Annotated in this window: 18 protein-coding genes and 1 riboswitch; of the genes, 4 read left to right on the top strand and 14 right to left on the bottom strand. The window is 73.2% G+C overall.

Features of this window, described 5'->3' with window-relative positions; translation table 11 throughout:
- Positions 1–133 precede the first annotated feature (133 nt).
- Positions 134–1,414 (bottom strand): serine hydroxymethyltransferase, encoded by a 1,281-nt coding sequence (gene glyA, locus ACFYYB_RS16525; RefSeq protein ID WP_389435901.1) that lies wholly within the window; start codon positions 1,412–1,414, stop codon positions 134–136.
- A 35-nt stretch (positions 1,415–1,449) separates the two neighbouring features.
- A riboswitch (ZMP/ZTP riboswitch) is annotated at positions 1,450–1,540 on the bottom strand.
- 109 nt (positions 1,541–1,649) lie between these two features.
- On the opposite strand from glyA, the gene rocD reads away from it, so the two are divergent.
- Positions 1,650–2,855: an ornithine--oxo-acid transaminase gene (rocD, locus tag ACFYYB_RS16530; RefSeq protein ID WP_327305002.1), complete on the top strand. Its 1,206-nt coding sequence runs from the start codon at positions 1,650–1,652 to the stop codon at positions 2,853–2,855.
- 9 nt (positions 2,856–2,864) lie between these two features.
- Here the strand turns inward: rocD and ACFYYB_RS16535 are convergent, their stop codons facing one another.
- Together ACFYYB_RS16535 and ACFYYB_RS16540 are read right to left on the bottom strand one after the other, a co-directional pair.
- Positions 2,865–4,055: a glutathionylspermidine synthase family protein gene (locus tag ACFYYB_RS16535; RefSeq protein WP_389435902.1), complete on the bottom strand. Its 1,191-nt coding sequence runs from the start codon at positions 4,053–4,055 to the stop codon at positions 2,865–2,867.
- A 6-nt stretch (positions 4,056–4,061) separates the two neighbouring features.
- Positions 4,062–4,385 carry a hypothetical protein gene (locus tag ACFYYB_RS16540; protein WP_389435903.1) on the bottom strand — a complete coding sequence of 108 codons (324 nt, stop codon included), beginning with the start codon at positions 4,383–4,385 and terminating at the stop codon, positions 4,062–4,064.
- A gap of 116 nt (positions 4,386–4,501) precedes the next feature.
- On the opposite strand from ACFYYB_RS16540, the gene ACFYYB_RS16545 reads away from it, so the two are divergent.
- A complete protein-coding gene (locus ACFYYB_RS16545) occupies positions 4,502–5,341 on the top strand; it encodes a hypothetical protein (protein ID WP_389436229.1) in 840 nt (279 codons plus the stop codon).
- 151 nt (positions 5,342–5,492) lie between these two features.
- Here the strand turns inward: ACFYYB_RS16545 and ACFYYB_RS16550 are convergent, their stop codons facing one another.
- Positions 5,493–6,923: a PLP-dependent aminotransferase family protein gene (locus tag ACFYYB_RS16550; RefSeq protein WP_389435904.1), complete on the bottom strand. Its 1,431-nt coding sequence runs from the start codon at positions 6,921–6,923 to the stop codon at positions 5,493–5,495.
- A gap of 46 nt (positions 6,924–6,969) precedes the next feature.
- On the opposite strand from ACFYYB_RS16550, the gene ACFYYB_RS16555 reads away from it, so the two are divergent.
- Positions 6,970–7,458, top strand: coding sequence for a carboxymuconolactone decarboxylase family protein (locus ACFYYB_RS16555; RefSeq protein ID WP_389435905.1), 489 nt, complete (start codon positions 6,970–6,972; stop codon positions 7,456–7,458).
- On the opposite strand, the gene ACFYYB_RS16560 is transcribed toward ACFYYB_RS16555, so the two are convergent.
- The 7 genes from ACFYYB_RS16560 to ACFYYB_RS16590 form a co-directional block, all read right to left on the bottom strand.
- Positions 7,434–7,973 carry a hypothetical protein gene (locus ACFYYB_RS16560; RefSeq protein WP_389435906.1) on the bottom strand — a complete coding sequence of 180 codons (540 nt, stop codon included), beginning with the start codon at positions 7,971–7,973 and terminating at the stop codon, positions 7,434–7,436. The two genes, ACFYYB_RS16555 and ACFYYB_RS16560, sit on opposite strands and share 25 nt — an antisense overlap.
- Positions 7,974–8,020: 47 nt before the next feature.
- Positions 8,021–9,160: a hypothetical protein gene (locus ACFYYB_RS16565; protein ID WP_389435907.1), complete on the bottom strand. Its 1,140-nt coding sequence runs from the start codon at positions 9,158–9,160 to the stop codon at positions 8,021–8,023.
- Between the two features lie 3 nt (positions 9,161–9,163).
- Positions 9,164–9,568, bottom strand: a complete 405-nt coding sequence (locus ACFYYB_RS16570) for a hypothetical protein (RefSeq protein WP_389435908.1) — start codon at positions 9,566–9,568, stop codon at positions 9,164–9,166.
- Positions 9,558–11,261, bottom strand: a complete 1,704-nt coding sequence (locus ACFYYB_RS16575) for a hypothetical protein (RefSeq protein ID WP_389435909.1) — start codon at positions 11,259–11,261, stop codon at positions 9,558–9,560. The genes ACFYYB_RS16570 and ACFYYB_RS16575 overlap by 11 nt, the downstream gene beginning before the upstream one ends.
- Positions 11,262–11,408: 147 nt before the next feature.
- Complete coding sequence (locus ACFYYB_RS16580; RefSeq protein ID WP_327254557.1) at positions 11,409–12,398, bottom strand: malate dehydrogenase; 990 nt, start codon at positions 12,396–12,398, stop codon at positions 11,409–11,411.
- 202 nt (positions 12,399–12,600) lie between these two features.
- On the bottom strand, positions 12,601–13,080 hold the full coding sequence (locus tag ACFYYB_RS16585) for a DUF3017 domain-containing protein (protein WP_389435910.1): 480 nt from the start codon (positions 13,078–13,080) through the stop codon (positions 12,601–12,603).
- Positions 13,070–13,933 carry a bifunctional methylenetetrahydrofolate dehydrogenase/methenyltetrahydrofolate cyclohydrolase gene (locus tag ACFYYB_RS16590; RefSeq protein ID WP_327305014.1) on the bottom strand — a complete coding sequence of 288 codons (864 nt, stop codon included), beginning with the start codon at positions 13,931–13,933 and terminating at the stop codon, positions 13,070–13,072. Before ACFYYB_RS16590 ends, ACFYYB_RS16585 begins: the two co-directional genes overlap by 11 nt.
- A gap of 351 nt (positions 13,934–14,284) precedes the next feature.
- Between ACFYYB_RS16590 and ACFYYB_RS16595 the strand changes: the two genes are divergently transcribed.
- Positions 14,285–14,923 carry a hypothetical protein gene (locus ACFYYB_RS16595; RefSeq protein WP_389435911.1) on the top strand — a complete coding sequence of 213 codons (639 nt, stop codon included), beginning with the start codon at positions 14,285–14,287 and terminating at the stop codon, positions 14,921–14,923.
- Positions 14,924–14,972: 49 nt separating this feature from the next.
- Here the strand turns inward: ACFYYB_RS16595 and ACFYYB_RS16600 are convergent, their stop codons facing one another.
- The 3 genes from ACFYYB_RS16600 to purN all read right to left on the bottom strand — a co-directional run bounded on the left by ACFYYB_RS16600 (position 14,973) and on the right by purN (position 18,336).
- Positions 14,973–15,863 carry a helix-turn-helix transcriptional regulator gene (locus ACFYYB_RS16600; protein ID WP_389435912.1) on the bottom strand — a complete coding sequence of 297 codons (891 nt, stop codon included), beginning with the start codon at positions 15,861–15,863 and terminating at the stop codon, positions 14,973–14,975.
- Between the two features lie 236 nt (positions 15,864–16,099).
- A complete protein-coding gene (purH, locus tag ACFYYB_RS16605; RefSeq protein WP_389435913.1) occupies positions 16,100–17,680 on the bottom strand; it encodes a bifunctional phosphoribosylaminoimidazolecarboxamide formyltransferase/IMP cyclohydrolase in 1,581 nt (526 codons plus the stop codon).
- Between the two features lie 32 nt (positions 17,681–17,712).
- Complete coding sequence (gene purN, locus ACFYYB_RS16610; protein WP_327305017.1) at positions 17,713–18,336, bottom strand: phosphoribosylglycinamide formyltransferase; 624 nt, start codon at positions 18,334–18,336, stop codon at positions 17,713–17,715.
- Between the last annotated feature and the right edge of the window lie 26 nt (positions 18,337–18,362).

Genomic DNA, 18,362 nt, shown 5'->3' on the forward strand with positions numbered 1-18,362 from the left:
TACCGCCCGGTAGCGCCCCGTCCGGATCTTGCCTCGGCCGAGCGACCGCTTTCCCTTGCTCCCGCGCCGAGGCCCGGGGGGCATGGGCGGGCAGGGGACGGCCCCGCAGGGACCGGCCCCCACCCGGGACGGGTCAGGCGACCGGGAGGCCCGGGGCCGGGAAGGCGGCCATGAGGTCCGCGACCTGGGTGCGGATGGCGCCGAGGGCCGCCTCGTCACCCTTGGCGGCCGCGGAGACCGAGTCCGAGATCCAGTCGGCGACCACCGGCATGTGCTCGACGCCGAGCCCCCGCGAGGTCAGCGACGGCGTGCCGATCCGGATCCCCGACGGGTCGAACGGCTTGCGCGGGTCGAACGGCACCGTGTTGTAGTTCACGACGATCCCCGCCCGGTCCAGCGCCTTCGCCGCGATCTTTCCGGACACCGACTTCCCCGTGAGGTCGATCAGGATCAGGTGGTTGTCCGTACCGCCCGAGACCAGGTCGAAGCCCCGCTCCAGCAGCGCGGCGGCCAGCGCCTTCGCGTTGGCCACGACCGCGTGCGCGTACGACACGAACGAGGGCTGCGCCGCCTCGTGGAGCGCGACCGCGATACCGGCCGTCGTCTGGTTGTGCGGGCCGCCCTGGAGGCCGGGGAAGACCGCCTTGTCGATGGCCTTCGCGTGCTCCTCGCGGCACATCAGCATCGCGCCGCGCGGGCCGCGCAGGGTCTTGTGGGTGGTCGTGGAGATCACGTCCACGTGACCCGCCGGGGAGGGGTGCGCCCCGCCCGCGATCAGGCCGGCGATGTGGGCCACGTCGGCGACGAGCACCGAGCCCGCCTCCTTCGCGATCGAGGCGAAGGCCTCGAAGTCGATCGTGCGGGGCAGCGCCGTACCGCCGCAGAAGATCAGCTTGGGCCGCTCCGCCAGCGCGAGGTCCCGTACGGCGTCGTAGTCGATGAGACCGGTCTCCGCCTGGACCCCGTACTGCACGCCCCGGAACCAGGAGCCCGTCGCCGAGACCCCCCAGCCGTGCGTCAGGTGCCCGCCCATCGGCAGCGCCATGCCCATCACCGTGTCGCCGGGCTTGGCGAAGGCCAGGTACACGGCGAGGTTGGCGGGCGAGCCGGAGTACGGCTGCACGTTGGCGTGGTCGACGCCGAAGAGGCCCTTCGCCCGCTCGACGGCCAGCGCCTCGACGCGGTCGATGTTCTGCTGGCCCTCGTAGTAGCGGCGGCCCGGGTAGCCCTCGCTGTACTTGTTCTGCAGCACCGTGCCGGAGGCCTCCAGCACGGCCGAGGACACGTAGTTCTCGCTCGGGATGAGGCGGAGGGTCTCCGCCTGGAGGGTTTCCTCGGCGGCGACGAAGGACGCCAGCTCGGGGTCGGTCGCGAGCAGGGCGGGGTGGCGGTACGGGTGGTGGTTCGCGCTCATGGCGGTTCCTCCGGGGTCGATGTCGGATCTCGTCCCCGCGAGGCCCAGGCGAGCGGCCCTGTATGCGGTCGTGCGCGCACGGCTCCCCCGGAGTTGGTTCTCCGTGCGCCAGTCGCCGTGCGTGTCCGACACCTTAGCGGGCACGCCGCGAGAAAGGTTTCTCCGTCCGGTATTCGAGCGAGGATGGACAGTGACGCCACCCTCGTCACCGGCTTGACGGACGATCGGAGACCCCGTGTCGACAACTGCTGATGCCATCCGCTCCGCCGACGCGCACAGCGCGCACAACTACCACCCCCTGCCCGTCGTCGTCGCCACCGCCGAGGGCGCGTGGATGACCGACGTGGAGGGCCGCCGCTACCTCGACATGCTCGCGGGCTACTCCGCCCTGAACTTCGGCCACGGCAACCGCCGGCTGCTCGACGCCGCCCGCGCCCAGCTGGAGCGGGTCACCCTGACCTCCCGCGCCTTCCACCACGACCGCTTCGCGGACTTCTGTACCGAGCTCGCGGCGCTGTGCGGCAAGGAAGCCGTCCTGCCGATGAACACCGGCGCGGAGGCCGTGGAGACGGCGGTGAAGACCGCCCGCAAGTGGGGGTACGAGGTCAAGGGCGTCCCGGACGGCCACGCCAAGATCGTGGTGGCGGCCGACAACTTCCACGGCCGGACCACGACCATCGTGTCGTTCTCCACCGACCACGAGGCCCGCGACCACTTCGGCCCGTACACCCCCGGCTTCGAGATCGTCCCGTACGGGGACCTCACCGCGCTCGCCGCCGCCGTCACCTCCAACACCGTCGCCGTGCTCCTGGAGCCGATCCAGGGCGAGGCCGGGGTGCTCGTGCCGCCGGCCGGGTACCTGCGGGGCGTACGGGAACTGACGCGCGAGCGGAACGTCCTGTTCATGGCCGACGAGATCCAGTCGGGCCTGGGCCGCACCGGCAAGACCTTCGCGTGCGAGCACGAGGACGTCGTCCCCGACGTGTACATCCTCGGCAAGGCGCTGGGCGGCGGGGTCGTGCCGGTGTCGGCGGTGGTGGCCGACCGCGACGTGCTCGGCGTGTTCAAGCCCGGCGAGCACGGGTCCACCTTCGGCGGCAACCCGCTGGCCTGCGCCGTGGCCCTGGAGGTCATCGCGATGCTGAACACCGGCGAGTACCAGCAGCGCGCCACCGAGCTCGGTGATCACCTGCACCGGGAGCTGAACCTGCTGGTCGGCGGCGGCGCCGTGACGGCCGTACGGGGCCGCGGGCTGTGGGCGGGCGTGGACATCGACCCGGCGCGCGGCACCGGCCGCGAGATCTCCGAGAAGCTGATGGGGCTCGGGGTGCTCGTCAAGGACACCCACGGATCGACCATCCGGATCGCGCCGCCGCTGGTGATCTCCAAGGAGGACCTGGACTGGGGGCTGGACCAGCTCAGGTCGGTCCTCGGCGCCTGACCCGACGCCTCAAAGAATCACGTGGGGCAGGAAGCGGGCGTACTCGTCCGTGACCGGCCCCGCCGATTCGCGGATGCCGAGTCCCGCCGACTCGTCCTCGACGACCCACGCGCCGAGCACCACCCGGTTGCCGTCGAAGTCGGGCAGCGGGGCGAGGCCCTGGAAGACGTACGTCTCGTCCTGCTCCGGCGTGAACGGCTCGCCGCCGACCGGGTGCAGGGTAACCCCCGCGCCCTCGCGCCCCAGCAGCGGCTTCGCCGCGTAGCCGGTGGTCGTGGCGAGCTCGCGCGGGCCGTCCAGGTAGGCGGGCAGCAGGTTCGGGTGCTCCGGGAAGAGCTCCCACAGGACCGCCAGCAGCGCCTTGTTGGAGAGCAGCATCTTCCACAGGGGCTCGATCCAGGCGGTGGTGCCGGAGCCGCCGCCGTGGTCGTACGTCCCGAGGACCTGCGGGGCGAACTCGTCGGTGGCCAGCCACTCCCACGGGTAGAGCTTGAAGATCGCGCGGATGAAGCCGAGCTTCTCGTCCACGAACCGGCCGGACAGGCTGTCCCAGCCGATCCGCTCCACCGACAGCTCCCGGGTCTCGATGCCGGCCTGCTCGGCGGTCTCCTGGAGGTAGGCGACCGTCATCAGGTCCTCGCCGAGTTCGTCGGTCTCGGAGTGCGCGAAGTGCACCGGCCCGGGCGGCAGCAGCTCCGCCTGACGGCGCCAGGCCTCGACGAGCCGCTCGTGGAGGGAGTTCCACTGGTCGGCGCCGGGGAAGCGCTCCTCCATCCAGAACCACTGCGGACTGGCCGCCTCCACGAGGGAGGTGGGGGTGTCCGCGTTGTACTCCAGCATCTTGGCGGGGCTGCCGGTGCCGTCGTAGCGCAGGTCGAAGCGGCCGTAGAGCGAGGGCTGTTCGGCGCGGCGGCGCCAGGACTCGGCGATCAGCGCGGCGAGCTTCGGGTCGGTGATGCCGAGGTCGCCGAAGCGGTCGTGGTCGACTATGTGCTGGGCCGCGGCCAGGCACATGGCGTGCAGCTCCTCGACTACGTTCTCCAGCGCCTCGACCTCGGGGAGGGTGAAGGAGTAGTACGCGCTCTCGTCCCAGTAGGGGCGCAGGGAGTCGTCGGGGTAGCGGGTCAGGGGGTAGATCAGCCCCTGTTCCTCGACGGTCTTCTGCCAGTCGGGGCGGGGCTCGATGGTGTGGCGCTTCACCCTGGATCAGCCGCCCGAGGAGCTCTTGTGGCTGCCGCCGATGCCGCCGCGGGTGACGGCGGACTTGTCGAAGCTGCCGCCGCTGACCCTGTTCTTCGCGACGCTGCCGCCGTAGTAGTAGGCGCCGCGGCCGCCGCTCTTGCACTCCTTGGAGTTCAGCTTCTCCAGGGTGGCGCGGTCCGCGCAGCGCTTGTCGGGCTCGCTGCTGCTTCCGCACGCCACCAGCGCCGCGGCGAGCAGGCCCATGCCGCCGAGCGCGACGGTGCCGGAGCGCATGCGGCGTTGCGTGCGCGTGGTGTCGGTGCTGCTGCTACTGCTGCTGCTGTCCATGGACTGTTCGCTCCCCCTGGGGTGGCCGGCTGCGCACAGACTAGAACGGCCGCCCCGGCCGACGGAATCCGGCCGACGCGGGATCCGTGACCTAGAGTCGGTTCGTGCTCATTGGGATGATTTGCGCGCTCGGTGCGGCGGTCTGCTTCGGCACGGCGTCGGTCCTGCAGGCCGTGGCGACGCGGGCGACGGTGCCGGGGACGGGGTCGGGGGTGGACACCGCGCTCTTCCTGCGGGCGCTGCGCCAGTGGCGCTATCTCGCCGGCCTCTGCCTGGACGGGATCGGCTTCGTCCTCCAGATCATCGCCCTGCGGCACATCCCGATCTACGCGGTGGGCGCGGCCCTCGCCGCCAGCCTCGCGGTGACCGCGGTGGTCGCGGCGCGGCTGCTGAAGGTGCGGCTGAGCGGGACGGAGTGGGGCGCGGTCGCGGTGGTGTGCGCGGGGCTGGTGATGCTCGGGCTGGCCTCCGGGGAGGAGGGCTCCGGCAAGGGCACGCTCGCGCTGAAGCTGGGGCTGCTGGCGGTGGCCGGACTGGTGCTGGTCGTCGGGGCCGTGGCGGGCGGGCTGCCGGACCGCAGCCGGGCGCTGACGCTCGGTCTGGCCGCCGGGACGGGCTTCGGGGTGGTGGAGGTGGCCGTCCGCCTCATCGACGACATCTCGCTCTCCGCCCTGTCGAACCCGGCGTTCTACGCGTTGCTGCTCGGCGGCGGCTCCGCGTTCCTGCTGCTCACCTCGGCGCTCCAGCGCGGCTCGGTGACGGCGGCGACCGCCGGGCTGGTGCTGGGCGAGACGATCGGCCCGGCGGTGGTGGGCGTGGCCTGGCTGGGCGACCGCACCCGCGAGGGCCTGACCTGGCTGGCGGTGGCGGGCTTCCTGATCGCCGTGGCCGGAGCCCTGGCCCTGGCCCGCTTCGGCGAACCCCCGGCGGAGCCGGTTCAGCCGTCCGGCGTCTGAGGACCGGGGTCTGGGGCGGAGCCCCAGGGGGGCCGGGCGCAGCCCGGGGAACGGTGGAAGGGCGGGTAGGGGACAGCCCCCGCAGGGCAGCGTTCCCGCAGCCACCGCCTCCGGCCAACCCATACCGGCACAGCCCCGCGCCCCCGCGTCCTCACGGCAGGGCCGCGATCAGCGCGGCCAGCGTCGGGGCCCACGCACTCTGGGACGGAGTCCCGAAGCCGACGACCAGGGCCTCGCGCGCAGGCATGACCGCCGCCGGGTGCCGGAAGAAGGACAGCGGCAGCAGCCCCAGGTCCTGCCAGGCGGCCGACCGCAGGGCCGCCCGTTCCCCGCCCGCCGGGAGGTCCAGCACCGCGTGCAGCCCCGCCGAGATGCCGGAAATCTCCGCACGGTCCCCGACGGCCGCCACCAGCTCGTCGCGCCGCCTCCGGTACCGCAGCCGCATCTCCCGCACGTGCCGGTCGTACGCCCCCGAGCGGATGAACTCCGCGAGGGTCAGCTGGTCCAGGACGCTGGAGCTCCAGTCGGTGTGGCCCTTCACCGCGAGCACCTCCTCCATCAGCGGTCCGGGCAGCACCATCCAGCCCATGCGCAGCCCCGGTGCCAGGGACTTGCTCGCCGTGCCCAGGTAGACCACCCGGTCCGGGTCCAGTCCCTGGAGCGCGCCGACCGGCTGGCGGTCGTAGCGGAACTCGCCGTCGTAGTCGTCCTCCAGGATCAGCCCGCCCGTGGACCGGGCCCAGTCCACGGCCGCCGCCCGCCGCCCGGGCGTCAGCGCGGCGCCCGTGGGGAACTGGTGCGCCGGCGTCAACAGCACCGCCCCCGCGCCGGAACCGGCCAGCTCGGTGGTGCGGGCCCCCGCCCCGTCCACCGCCAGCGGCCGCGTCCGCAGCCCGGCGCCGGTCAGCAGGTCCCGGTGCACGTCCAGCCCGTACCCCTCCACCGCGATCTCCCGGACGCGGCGCGCCCGCAGCATCCTCGCGAGCAGCAGGAGGGCCTGGCCGAAGCCCGCGCACAGCACGATGCGTTCGGGGTCCGCGTACACCCCGCGGGCCCGCGCCAGGTACCCGGCGAGCGCTTCGCGCAGCTCCACCCGGCCGCGCGGGTCCTGGTACCCGAAGGCCTCGTTCGGGGCCCCGGTCAGCGCCCGCCGGGCCGCCGCGAGCCAGGCGGCGCGCGGGAAGCCGCCGAGGTCGGGGGAACCGGGCTTCAGGCTGTACGAGGTCTGCGCGCGCACGGGGCGCCGTACGGGCACGGCCGCCGCGGGACGCCGTGCCCGGACACCGGCGCCCGCCCCGGCGCCGCCTCCCACCCGGGCCCGCTCCGCGACCCGGGTCCCGGAGCCCCGGCGGGCGGTCAGCCAGCCTTCGGCGACGAGCTCGGCGTAGGCCTCGGCGACGGTGTTGCGGGCGATCCCGAGGTCCACCGCGAGCGACCGCGAGGACGGCAGCCGGGTCCCCGGGGCCAGCCGCCCGCTGCGCGCGGCCTCGCGCAGCGCCTCGGTCAGACCGGCCCGGACACCACGCCCGGGGACCGGTTCCAGATGCAGGTCGGCGCCGAAAGTGGCCCAGGATTCCGTCATGGATATGGACCATATCGGCGGGCCGCCCACCTCCTAGGGTGAAGGCATGAACCACATGGAAAAGGCAACCGAGCACACCCCCCGCATGCAGCTGGCGAAGCTCGCCCCGGAGTTCTACAAGGCCGCCGTGGCCCTGGACGCGGCCGCCGCCAAGGGGCTGGACCCGGCGCTGGTCGAGCTCGTCAAACTGCGCGCCTCGCAGATCAACCACTGCGCCTTCTGCATCGACATGCACTCCAAGGACGCCCTCGCGGCGGGCGAGGACGTGGAGCGGCTGCTGCTGCTCGCCGCCTGGGAGGAGTCGCGGCACTTCTACACGGAGAAGGAGCTCGCCGCGATCGAGCTGACGGAGGCCGTGACCGTCCTGACCGACGGTTTCGTCCCCGACGCGGTCTACGAGCGGGCCGCGAAGCACTTCGAGGAGAAGGAACTGGCCCAGTTGATCGCCCTGATCGCCGCGATCAACGTCTGGAACCGCATCGGCGTCACCACCCGCCTGACCCCGGGGCACTACACCCCGGGCATGTACAAGTGACGGTTCCCGTCCCCTGAGTGGATGCGGGCGATGGCCCGCAGCACTTCGTCCCGGTTCTCGGCCCGCTGCATCCACGCGGGCAGGCGGGCCACCACGGTCATCTTCCGGCCGTGGTCGTGCCAGGGAATCCCCTCGCGCAGCGGCGCCCGCACGAACCGCCGGATCAGATCCAGGTGCTCGGGGCCGTAGGCCCACACCCAGCCGTGCCGGGTCTCGGCCTGCAGCCACAGGCGGACTCCGAAGTACGGGTCCGTGGCCGGCCCGGCCCCGCCCCGGTACAGGGCCACACCTCCACCGCTCCGGGCCTTCGCCAGCCCGCAGTTCCGGCAGACGAGACGCCTGGGCACGAAGAGGTCCCGCCCGTGGTCCCGGTCGTGCGCTCCGGCCGGCTCCGGACCCGGCACGACGTGCGCGGTCTTCTCGCAGCGGGGACAGCGCACGAGGACCGACGCGAGGAAGTCGTACGCCGTGCTGCGCGGGTCCCGGAACCGGTGGCCGGATGGGAGCGAACTCATCGGGCCAGTATGCGAGCCGTGCGGACCGGCGCTCCGCCGTTCCGCCGTCAGCCGGCCGTGGGGCGGAAGGCGGTCAGGGCGGCCCTGTGGTGGGTCTGGATGAGCGTCCAGTCGGGCGCCGGGCCGGCCGTCAGGACGGCCCACTTCTTGCCGTCCTCGGCGACGAAGACCCGTTCCACGCCGCGGCGCCGGCCGTGCGATTCCGCGCTGTCGTACTCGTAGACCAGCTCCCCCGCCCCGGGGGCGTCCGGGGCGGGGCCCACGCTGATCTCCTGGTAGCCGGTGGTCTGGGCGCGCAGGTAGGCGGAGGCGCCCCGGACGGCCGCGAGCGGGGTCAGTTCGGGCTCGCTCACCTGGAAGACCTGGACCAGGGCGGCGCGGTCGGGCGAGCGGTAGAAGACCCCCGCGGCGGACTCCTCCCGGAGCCACCCGGTGGGGACGGCGATGGTGAACCCCTTCGCGTCGCGCACGGTCTCGTGGGCGGGGTCGCTGCCGCTCGGGCTGGGGCTGGGGGTGGGGCTGCCCGTGGCCGTGTCCGTGGCCGTCGGCGACGGGGAGCCGGTGGTGTCCGTGGCCGAGGGCCCGGCCGTGCCCCCGTCGCTCGGCGCGACGTCGGAGGCCGCCGGTCCCGCCTGCGGGGGCTGCTCACCGGTGTCCCGCGCCACGAACCACACGGTGGCCGCGCCGAGGGCGAGCGCGGCCACGGCCACGGCCGCCGTGGCCGGCGTCAGCAGGCGCCGGGGGGCCCGCGCGGGCGGGGGCGGCTCGGGGTACACCGGCTGTCCGGGCTGCGGGTACGGATACGCGGGGTACGGGTACGGCTGCGGATCCTGCGCCGACGTCCCCGGGCCGTATCCGCCCGGCCCGGGCCCCGGAGCCGGGGCGTAGCCCGGGAGGGGAGGCGGGACGTAGCCCGGGGCCGGGGCCGGACCTGCGGCAGGGGCACTGCCCGGAGCGGGCGCGGAGGGCTGCCCTGGGGCCGGGTCGTGGCCCCGGGCCGGGGTCTCCGGCGGAGCCGGGGCCGGGTCGTGGCCCGAGGCGGGGTCCGGGTCCGGAGCCGGGGTCGGGGCTGGGCCCGGAGCAGGAGCCGGGGTCGGACCCGGAGCAGGCTCCGGCGCCGCCGCCGGGTCGTTCGTGACCCAGCGTTGGGTCGCGGGGTCCCAGCGGGGGGTGGGCTCAGGGGGCACGGGTCAGCCTCCCAGGCTGGTCAGGAGTCCGGCCAGGGCGGTGGCGGCGCTGACCGAGTCGACGAGGGGGGCCCAGCGTTCCAGGGCTCCGCGGAGCCGGGGGACCAGGCCGGGCCGGATCTCCTCGGCGCCCTCCAGTCCCTCCGCGACCCCGTCCAGTTCGGCGTCGAGCGCCGCCCTGTCCTCACCGCGCGGCAGCCGTACGAGGGCCGCGCGCAGCTCCAGTACGGCGTCGAGGAGGGCCTGCGGCCCGACGGTGTCCGCCCCCGCTCCCCCGTGGTGCACGGTGTTGGTGTTGTCTCCGCCGCCGATGCTGAACGCGCTGCCGGTGACCCGGCCGATGCTGACCGCGGGCTCCCGCCCGGCCGCGCCCGTACCCGTACCCGTAACGCCGTCTTCAGTTGCCACCGGTACTCCTCTTGATCTTGGTGCTGTTGGTGTTGTTGCCGCCGCCGACGCTGAAGGCGCTGTGGTTCACCGACTGGATGAACACCCCGCCCTCGGCGACGTTGACCGCGCGCTGCGCGAACTCCTCCGTGTGCCAGCCCGCTTCGTGCAGCGCGAGGACGACGCCCCCGACGACCCGGTCCTGGATGGTCTTCAGGAAGCGGTCGAGGTCCATCAGGTGGAACAGCGAGCCGTTGTCCTGCGAGGCCAGCTCGCGCACCGAGATCCGCGGACCCTCGGGCCGGGCCCCGCCGTGGCCGCCGGTGACGATCCGCCACCAGCTCGCCAGGCCGCGGGCCAGCGTGGCCACCGAGCCCGCGAGGGAGCCGGGGGTGTGGCGCAGGGCCCAGACGGCCTTGCCGAACGCGTTGTTGTTGCGGTAGCGCTGGGCGTCCGCGTCGGCGTTGTGGAAGTCGGTCCGCACGGGCAGCAGCACGTGCGGGGCCACCTCCAGCATCATCATCCCGCCCTGCGTGTGGACCCGTACGAAGACGGTGACGACGAGGTTCTCGTCCCAGCCGCCCACCCGCACGCGCAGGAAGTGCCGGCGGCGCTCGCCGCCCTCCTCGATGGCGGCGGCCCGCTGCTCGCCGAACTGCCCGTGCACGACCTGCGCGGTGTCCCGGTGCGGCAGCCCGCCCGCGGGCAGGAACACGCACTCGTCCAGGACCAGTTCGCGCATCCGGTCGCCCACGGCGGCGGCCTGTTCCGGGGAGCCGTGCGGGGAGGGCACGCGCAGGCCCTCCAGCAGCGGCACGATCCGGGCCAGGATGTGGGCGTTGGTGACCGGGACCGGCTTGCGGTCGGGGCCGAGGTCCTCGCGCGGGCGCAGTTCCACGGACAGCTGCCAGGGCCGGAAGGGATCACCCGCCCCGCAGAACGGGTCGTTGACGTCGTACATGATCATCGGTGCGTGCTGCTCGGCCCGGACGCGCTGGCGCACGCGCTGGAAGCGGGCCCCGTCGGCGGCTTCGGCCGGGTCGTTCGCGTGGTCGGCGTAGCGGCGGTCCGTGAGGTCGGTGGCGATCGTCCGGTAGACGTGTCCGCGCTGGAGCCCCACGACGGTGACCACCCCGGCGAAGACCACCGGGAGCCACCACAGGACGGCCGTGGCCGCGAGGTCCCCGCCCGTCGGGGTGAACGGCAGGCCGCCGCCTCCCACCTCGTCCAGGAGGCTGAACAGTGCGAACCCGCCGATGCCGAGGGCGAACAGGACGAGAACCATGACCCACCAGGCGTAGATCCGCAGGACCACGGAGAGCACGCGCAGTGCCGGGACGTTCCGGGCGCGCAGCCAGTCGGCGAGGCTCAGGAGCAGGAAGGGCACGATCAGCGCGGCGAGGGCGCCGCCCGTGAGCAGGGAGCCGACGAACCAGGCCCCGAGGACCCCCGCGGCCCAGCCGAGTTCGGCGCGGCGGGCGCGGAGCGCGTGGGCGAGGACCCGGGAGGCGTCGTAGCCGTAGGAAGGGGCGACGATCCGTTCCTCGTGGACGTACAGCTCGTCGATGACCCGGTCGCGGTACCCGGCGTCGAGGTACGTACCCGCGCACAGGAAGCGGCCCGCCTCGCTGAGCGAGGGGTGGACCGGGGGGCGGCCCGCGGAGGGACCGGGCCAACTACCGCTGGACTGACGGGGAATCGGGTTCTCGGTCACCGACCGACCCTAGGGTTCCCCTCCAAGCGGCGACAGAAAGATTCACGCCAAAACGCCCCGGCCTGGTTTGGCCGGGGCGTTTCGGTGTGAAGACGGGTTCGCACCCGCTCGTACGGGGGCCTGCGCGGCCGGGCCGTACGAGAACGATCAGATCAGGCCGAGCTCGCGCACCGCGTCGCGCTCCTCGACGAGCTCCGCCACGGACGCGTCGATGCGCGCACGGGAGAACTCGTTGATGTCCAGGCCCTGGACGATCTCGTAGCGGCCGTCCTTGGTGGTGACCGGGAAGGAGGAGATGATGCCCTCCGGGACGCCGTAGGAGCCGTCCGACGGGATGCCCATGGAGGTCCAGTCGCCCGCCGCGGTGCCGTTGACCCACGTGTGCACGTGGTCGATGGCGGCGTTGGCGGCCGAGGCGGCCGAGGACGCGCCGCGGGCCTCGATGATCGCCGCGCCGCGCTTGGCGACGGTCGGGATGAAGTCGTCCGACAGCCAGGCCTGGTCGTTGACCAGTTCGGCCGCGTTCTTGCCGGCGATCTCCGCGTGGAAGATGTCCGGGTACTGGGTCGCCGAGTGGTTGCCCCAGATGGTCAGGCGCTTGATGTCGGAGACGGCGGCGCCGGTCTTGGCGGCCAGCTGCGAGATCGCGCGGTTGTGGTCCAGGCGGGTCATCGCGGTGAAGCGCTCGGCCGGTACGTCCGGGGCGGCGGCCTGCGCGATGAGCGCGTTGGTGTTGGCCGGGTTGCCCACGACCAGGACCTTGATGTCGTCCGCGGCGTTCGCGTTGATCGCGGCGCCCTGCGGCTTGAAGATGCCGCCGTTGGCGGAGAGCAGGTCACCGCGCTCCATGCCCTTGGTGCGCGGGCGGGCGCCGACCAGCAGCGCGACGTTGGCACCCTCGAAACCCTTGTTCGGGTCGTCGAAGATGTCGATGCCGGCGAGCAGCGGGAAGGCGCAGTCGTCGAGCTCCATGGCGGTGCCCTCGGCGGCCTTCATGCCCTGAGGGATCTCCAGAAGTCGGAGCTTGACCGGCACGTCCGCGCCGAGCAGGTGACCGGAGGCGATGCGGAAGAGCAGCGCGTAGCCGATCTGGCCGGCGGCGCCGGTGACGGTGACATTCACGGGAGTGCGGGTCATGGCCTTCTCCGTTAGACAGCTGGCGGTGGGGCGTCCCTGCCCCATGTGCTGGGAGGACGCCGCTCCGTGGCCCAGTAAATCTTGACGTGAAGAGACATCCGCCGTCAGGCTATCCGACCCTGGGGCACCCCAATCCCCCGCCCCGTGTGGCGCGGGGCACACGGGGCGGTCCCGGGGACCGCCCCCGGGGGGCCCTGAAGGCCTAGCGGACCGTGAAACGGACCGCGGTCTCCAGGAAGGGGATGTTCAGCCCGTTGGGCTCCATGACGAGCGCGAGCAGCGTGATCGCCACGCCCAGCAGGCCGTACGTGACCATGTCCGTGAAGCGGGAGCGCACCGCGAGCATGCCCACGGAGGGCAGCAGCCGGCGCATCACGGAGCCCGCGATCAGCGCGATGCCGATCAGCAGGCAACCGCCGCGCGGATGGCCCATCGCGGTGAGCAGCAGTCCGGCCGCCGTCGCCGCGAGGACGGACAGCATCGGCCACTGCCGGGCCGGAGCCGGGGCGTCGCCGGGCGCGGCCCGGCCGCCGCCCTCGGGACGCGCGGTGTCCCGGGTGACGGAGGGGAAGCGGCGGGACCTGGGCCCTTCCGACTCCTCGACGTCGGCGGGCGCCGGCCCGCGCTCGGCCTGCCCGCCCTCGGCCCGCGCCCGCTCGGCCTGCTCGCCCTCAGCCGGCACGGGGAACCGCCCGCTCGGCCGCCTCGACCACGTTGACGAGCAGCTGCGCGCGGGTCATCGGGCCGACGCCGCCGGGGTTCGGGGAGATCCAGCCGGCCACCTCCGCGACCCCGGGGTGCACGTCCCCGACGATCTTGCCGTTCTCGTCGCGGCTGACGCCGACGTCGAGCACGGCCGCGCCCGGCTTCACGTCCTCCGGCTTGACCAGGTGCGGCACGCCGGCCGCCGCCACGACGATGTCGGCCTGGCGCAGCAGTCCGGAGAGGTCGCGGGTACCGGTGTGGCACAGGGTCACGGTCGCGTTCTCGGACTTGCGGGTGAGCAGCAGGCCGATGGACCGGCCGACGGTGATCCCGCGGCCGAGGACGACCACGTGCGCGCCGTTGATCTCGACGCCGTGGTGGCGCAGCAGCTGGACGATCCCGTACGGGGTGCAGGGCAGCGGGCCCGGCTCGTTCAGGACCAGCCTGCCGAGTGACATCGGGTGCAGGCCGTCGGCGTCCTTCGCCGGGTCCATGAGCTCCAGGACGCGGTTCGTGTCGATGCCCTTGGGAAGCGGGAGCTGCACGATGTAGCCGGTGCACTCCGGGTTGGCGTTCAGCTCGCGCACGACCTCCTCGATGTCCTCCTGGGAGGCCGTCGCGGGCAGTTCGCGCTGCAGGGAGGCGATGCCGACCTCAGCGCAGTCCTTGTGCTTGCCGTTGACGTACCAGCGGCTGCCCGGGTCGTCGCCGACCAGCAGGGTGCCGAGGCCCGGGGTGATGCCCCGGGCCTTGAGCGCCGCCACGCGGGCGGTCAGTTCGGACTTGATCGCGGCTGCGGTGGCCTTGCCGTCGAGAATCTGGGCAGTCATGGACCCATCCTCCCGGATGGAGCGGTCGCGGATCCAGTCGCGGGCCCCGTACGAGGTCGCGTACGCCCTGTTCGCCCCGTAGGACACCTGCGGCCCGCACGACACCCGCGGCCCGCACGGCCCGTACGACCTGTCCGGCCCGTACGACCTGTCCGGCTTCGTTCCGGCTTCGTTGCACTTGCACAACAAGTGCCGGGCGGACGGCGTCCCGGCTGGACAAGCCCGGTCCGGCCCGACGACGATGCGGGGAAAGTAGTGCCGCGGGCAGTGCCGGGGGGCGGGCCGCACGTCTTGCAGTGACTCCTCCGTGCGTGCCGTGCGTCCCCGCACTTCCACGGAGGAACACCCCACATGAGCTTCGGCGACCCGAACAACCCGTACGCGCAGCAGCCGCAGGGCGGCCAGCCCGCCTACGGCTATCCCCCGCAGGCACCCCAGGGCATCCCGGCCCAGGGCGGCTACGCCTACCCGCAGCAGGCCTACCCGGGCGTCCCCGGCTACCCGGGCTCGCCGATGCCGATGCCCGGCGGGGTCAAGGGGGCTCGGGTCATCCTCTGGATCCTCGGGATCCTCCAGGCCCTCGGCGGCGTGGTCGTCATCATCCTCGGGGCAGTCTTCGCCTCCGAGTTCACCGACTCCAGCAGCTCCTCGTCGAGCGACGCGGCCGCCGCCCTCAGCGTCGGCTTCGTCATCGCCGGCGTCGTCGTCGTCGGCTTCTCGCTGTGGCCGATCCTGACCGCCGCCAAGCTGGGCAAGGGCCGCGGCGGCGTCCGGGTCTCCGGCATCATCTACGGCTCGCTGCAGACCTTCTTCGCCGCCGCCAGCCTGATCATCAACATCGTGACGCTCAACGGCCTGCACGAGTCCGGCGGCGCCCCGCTGCTGATCGCGCTGATCCCCGCCCTGATCTCCCTCGGCCTGGGTCTGTGGATCCTCTTCGGCCTGGCCAACTCGGCCGCCGGCGAGTACTTCCGCCGCCCGCAGTACTGACCCGCGCACGGCCTGCCGGGCCGTACGGCCCGCTCACCGGTGCGCACCGCTACGAAGGCGCCCCGGTGAGCACGGTGGCCGGATCCCGCGTGGCCGCGGCGAGGATCCGCAGGGCCGCCTCCGAGGGGGAACCGGGCTCGGCGGTGTACATGATCAGAGTCTGGTCGGGGTCGTCGGGCAGGCTGAGGCTCTCGTAGGCGAGCGTGAACTCCCCGGCCTCCGGATGGCGCAGGTGGTAGCCGCCGTGGGTCTTCTCGCGCACTTCCTGGAGCTCCCACAGCCGCCTGAACTCGGCACTGCGCTCCGAGAGTTCGACCACCAGGCGGGCGAACTCCGGATCCTGCGGATGCCGGCCGCGGTCCAGCCGGAGATAGCCGACCAGATCGCGGGCCTTGGTCTCCCAGTTCACGAAACGGCCGCGGGTCTCCTCGTGCAGGAAGACCAGCCAGGCCTTGTTGCGCTGCCGCTCCGGCACGGCCGAGAAGTCGGTGATCAGCCTGGCGAACAGCGGGTTCCAGGCCAGGACGTCGGTGCGGCGGCCCACGATGAAGGCGGGCGTCCCGGGCATCGACCCCAGCAGCTGGAGCAGGCCCGGACGAACCCGCTGCGCGGCCGGCCCGGCCGGCGCGCCGGAGGCCCCGGAGGCCGTGCGCACGAGGCGGTGCAGATGACCCGTCTCGGTCTCGTCCAGGCGCAGCGCGGCGGCCACGGCCCCCACCACGGAGTCCGAGACGTTGGCGGCGCGGCCCTGCTCGAAGCGCACGTAGTAGTCGACGCTCACACCGGCGAGCTGGGCCAGCTCCTCCCGGCGCAGGCCCGGTACGCGGCGGCGCTCGCCGAAGGACCGCAGCCCCGCGTCCTCGGGACGCAGCCGTGCCCGCCGGGAGCGCAGGAAGGCGCCGAGCTCGGCCCTGCTGTTCCCCTGGTCCGACTGCACCACGACCCCTCCCCCGTCGACCTGCCGCATGCCCTGCTCAGGCTGCCCTGCTCAGGTTGCCCCGCTCCGTGCGGTCATCGCGGTCATCGCGGTCATTAGATCAAGGAACGGGCCACGGCCTGGTGAGGGGGTTCCGCCAGCCCCGTGTCCGGGCCGTTCCCAGGCTGCGGCGAAGGCCGCGACCCGCACTGCCGCGGGTCGCGGCCTTCGCCGCATGTCTGCCGGGTGAGGCGTCCGGGTCAGTGGAAGAAGTGACGGGTCCCGGTGAGGTACATCGTCACGCCCGCCGCCTTCGCGGCCTCGATCACCAGCTCGTCGCGCATCGAACCGCCCGGCTGGACCACGGCCTTGATGCCGGCGGCCGTCAGGATCTCCAGGCCGTCCGCGAAGGGGAAGAAGGCGTCGGAGGCGGCGTACGAGCCCTGCGCGCGCTCGGCGCCCGCCCGCTCGACGGCCAGCTTCGCGGAGTCGACGCGGTTGACCTGGCCCATGCCGACGCCGACCGAGGCGCCGTCCTTGGCGAGCAGGATCGCGTTGGACTTCACCGCGCGGCAGGCCTTCCACGCGAAGGCGAGGTCGGCGAGCTCGTCGGCGGAGAGGGCATCGCCGGTGGCGAGCGTCCAGTTCGCCGGGTCGTCGCCCTCGGCGCGGACCAGGTCGCTCTGCTGGAGCAGCACGCCGCCGGAGATCGGCTTGAGCTCGGCCGGCTGGTGCGGGGTGCCCGCCACCTTCAGGACGCGGATGTTCTTCTTCTTCGCGAGGACCTCGACGGCGCCCGGCTCGAAGTCGGGGGCGACGATGACCTCGGTGAAGATCTCCGCGACCTGCTCGGCGAGCTCGACGCTCACCGGGCGGTTGACGGCGATGACCCCGCCGAAGGCGGAGACCGGGTCGCAGGCGTGGGCCTTGCGGTGGGCCTCGGCGACGTCCTTGCCCACCGCGATGCCGCACGGGTTGGCGTGCTTGATGATCGCGACGCAGGGCTCTTCGTGGTCGTAGGCGGCGCGGCGGGCCGCGTCGGTGTCCACGTAGTTGTTGTAGGACATCTCCTTGCCGTGCAGCTGCTCGGCGTTGGCGAGCCCGCCCGGCTGCCCGTCCGTGTACAGCGCGGCCGCCTGGTGCGGGTTCTCGCCGTAGCGCAAGGTGGACTTGCGCTCCCAGGCGCCGGCCAGGAACTCGGGCAGTACGGCTTCCGGCTCCGGGGCGTACGCGTTCGTGAACCAGGAGGCCACGGCGACGTCGTACGCGGCGGTGTGCTGGAAGGCCTCGGCCGCGAGCCGCTTGCGGGCGGTGAGGTCGAAGCCGCCGCCCTGGGCGGCGGCGATGACGGCGTCGTAGCGCGCCGGGCTGGTGACCACGGCCACCGAGGGGTGGTTCTTGGCGGCGGCGCGGACCATCGAGGGGCCGCCGATGTCGATCTGCTCCACGCACTCGTCCTCGGTCGCACCCGACCGGACGGTCGCGAGGAAGGGGTAGAGGTTGACGATCACCAGGTCGAAGGGCTCGACGCCCAGCTCGGCGAGCTGGTTGCGGTGGTCCTCCAGGCGCAGGTCGGCGAGGATGCCGGCGTGCACGCGCGGGTGCAGGGTCTTGACCCGGCCGTCGAGGCACTCGGGGAAGCCGGTCAGCTCCTCGACCTTGGTGACGGGCACCCCGGCGGCGGCGATCTTCGAGGCGGTGGAGCCGGTCGAGACGAGGGCGACACCCGCCTCGTGCAGACCGCGGGCCAGCTCTTCCAGGCCCGTCTTGTCGTACACGCTGATGAGCGCGCGCCGGATCGGGCGCTTCGACGCGGCGAGGTCCTCGCCCTCTGCGGTCACGGTCTCTACGGTCCCTGCGGCCTCTGCGGCGGTCACTGGATTGTTACCTTTCGTCCCTCGATGCGGTAGCCGTGCCGGGCCAGGCGCCCCACGACGTCGACGAGCAGTTCGCGCTCGACTTCCTTGATCCGCTCATGGAGAGCGGCTTCGTCCTCTTCGTCCCGAACCTCGACCACACCCTGGGCGATGATCGGACCGGTGTCCACGCCCGCGTCCACGAAGTGGACGGTGCAGCCGGTGACCTTCGCGCCGTAGGCGAGGGCGTCCCGAACGCCGTGGGCGCCCGGGAAGGCCGGGAGGAGTGCGGGGTGGGTGTTGACGAACCGGCCGCCGAAGCGGCCGATGAACTCCGGCCCGACGATCTTCATGAACCCCGCCGAGACCACGAGGTCCGGCGCGTGCGCGTCCGTGGCCTCCGTCAGCGCCGCGTCCCACTCCGCGCGGGTCGCGTACGCCTTGACCGGGCACACGAAGGTGGGGATCCCGGCCTTCTCGGCACGCTCCAGGCCGGCGATGTTCTCGCGGTCGGCTCCCACGGCGACGACTTCGGCACCGAAGCCCTCGGATCCGCCGGGGTGGGCGTCGATGGCGTCGAGCAGGGCCTGGAGGTTGGTGCCGGATCCGGAGACCAGCACGACCAGGCGGGAGGCGGCCATGGGAGGCCCTTTCTCGTCGAGCGGGG

This window comes from Streptomyces sp. NPDC002886 (assembly GCF_042888445.1).
Classification (GTDB): Bacteria; Actinomycetota; Actinomycetes; order Streptomycetales; family Streptomycetaceae; genus Streptomyces.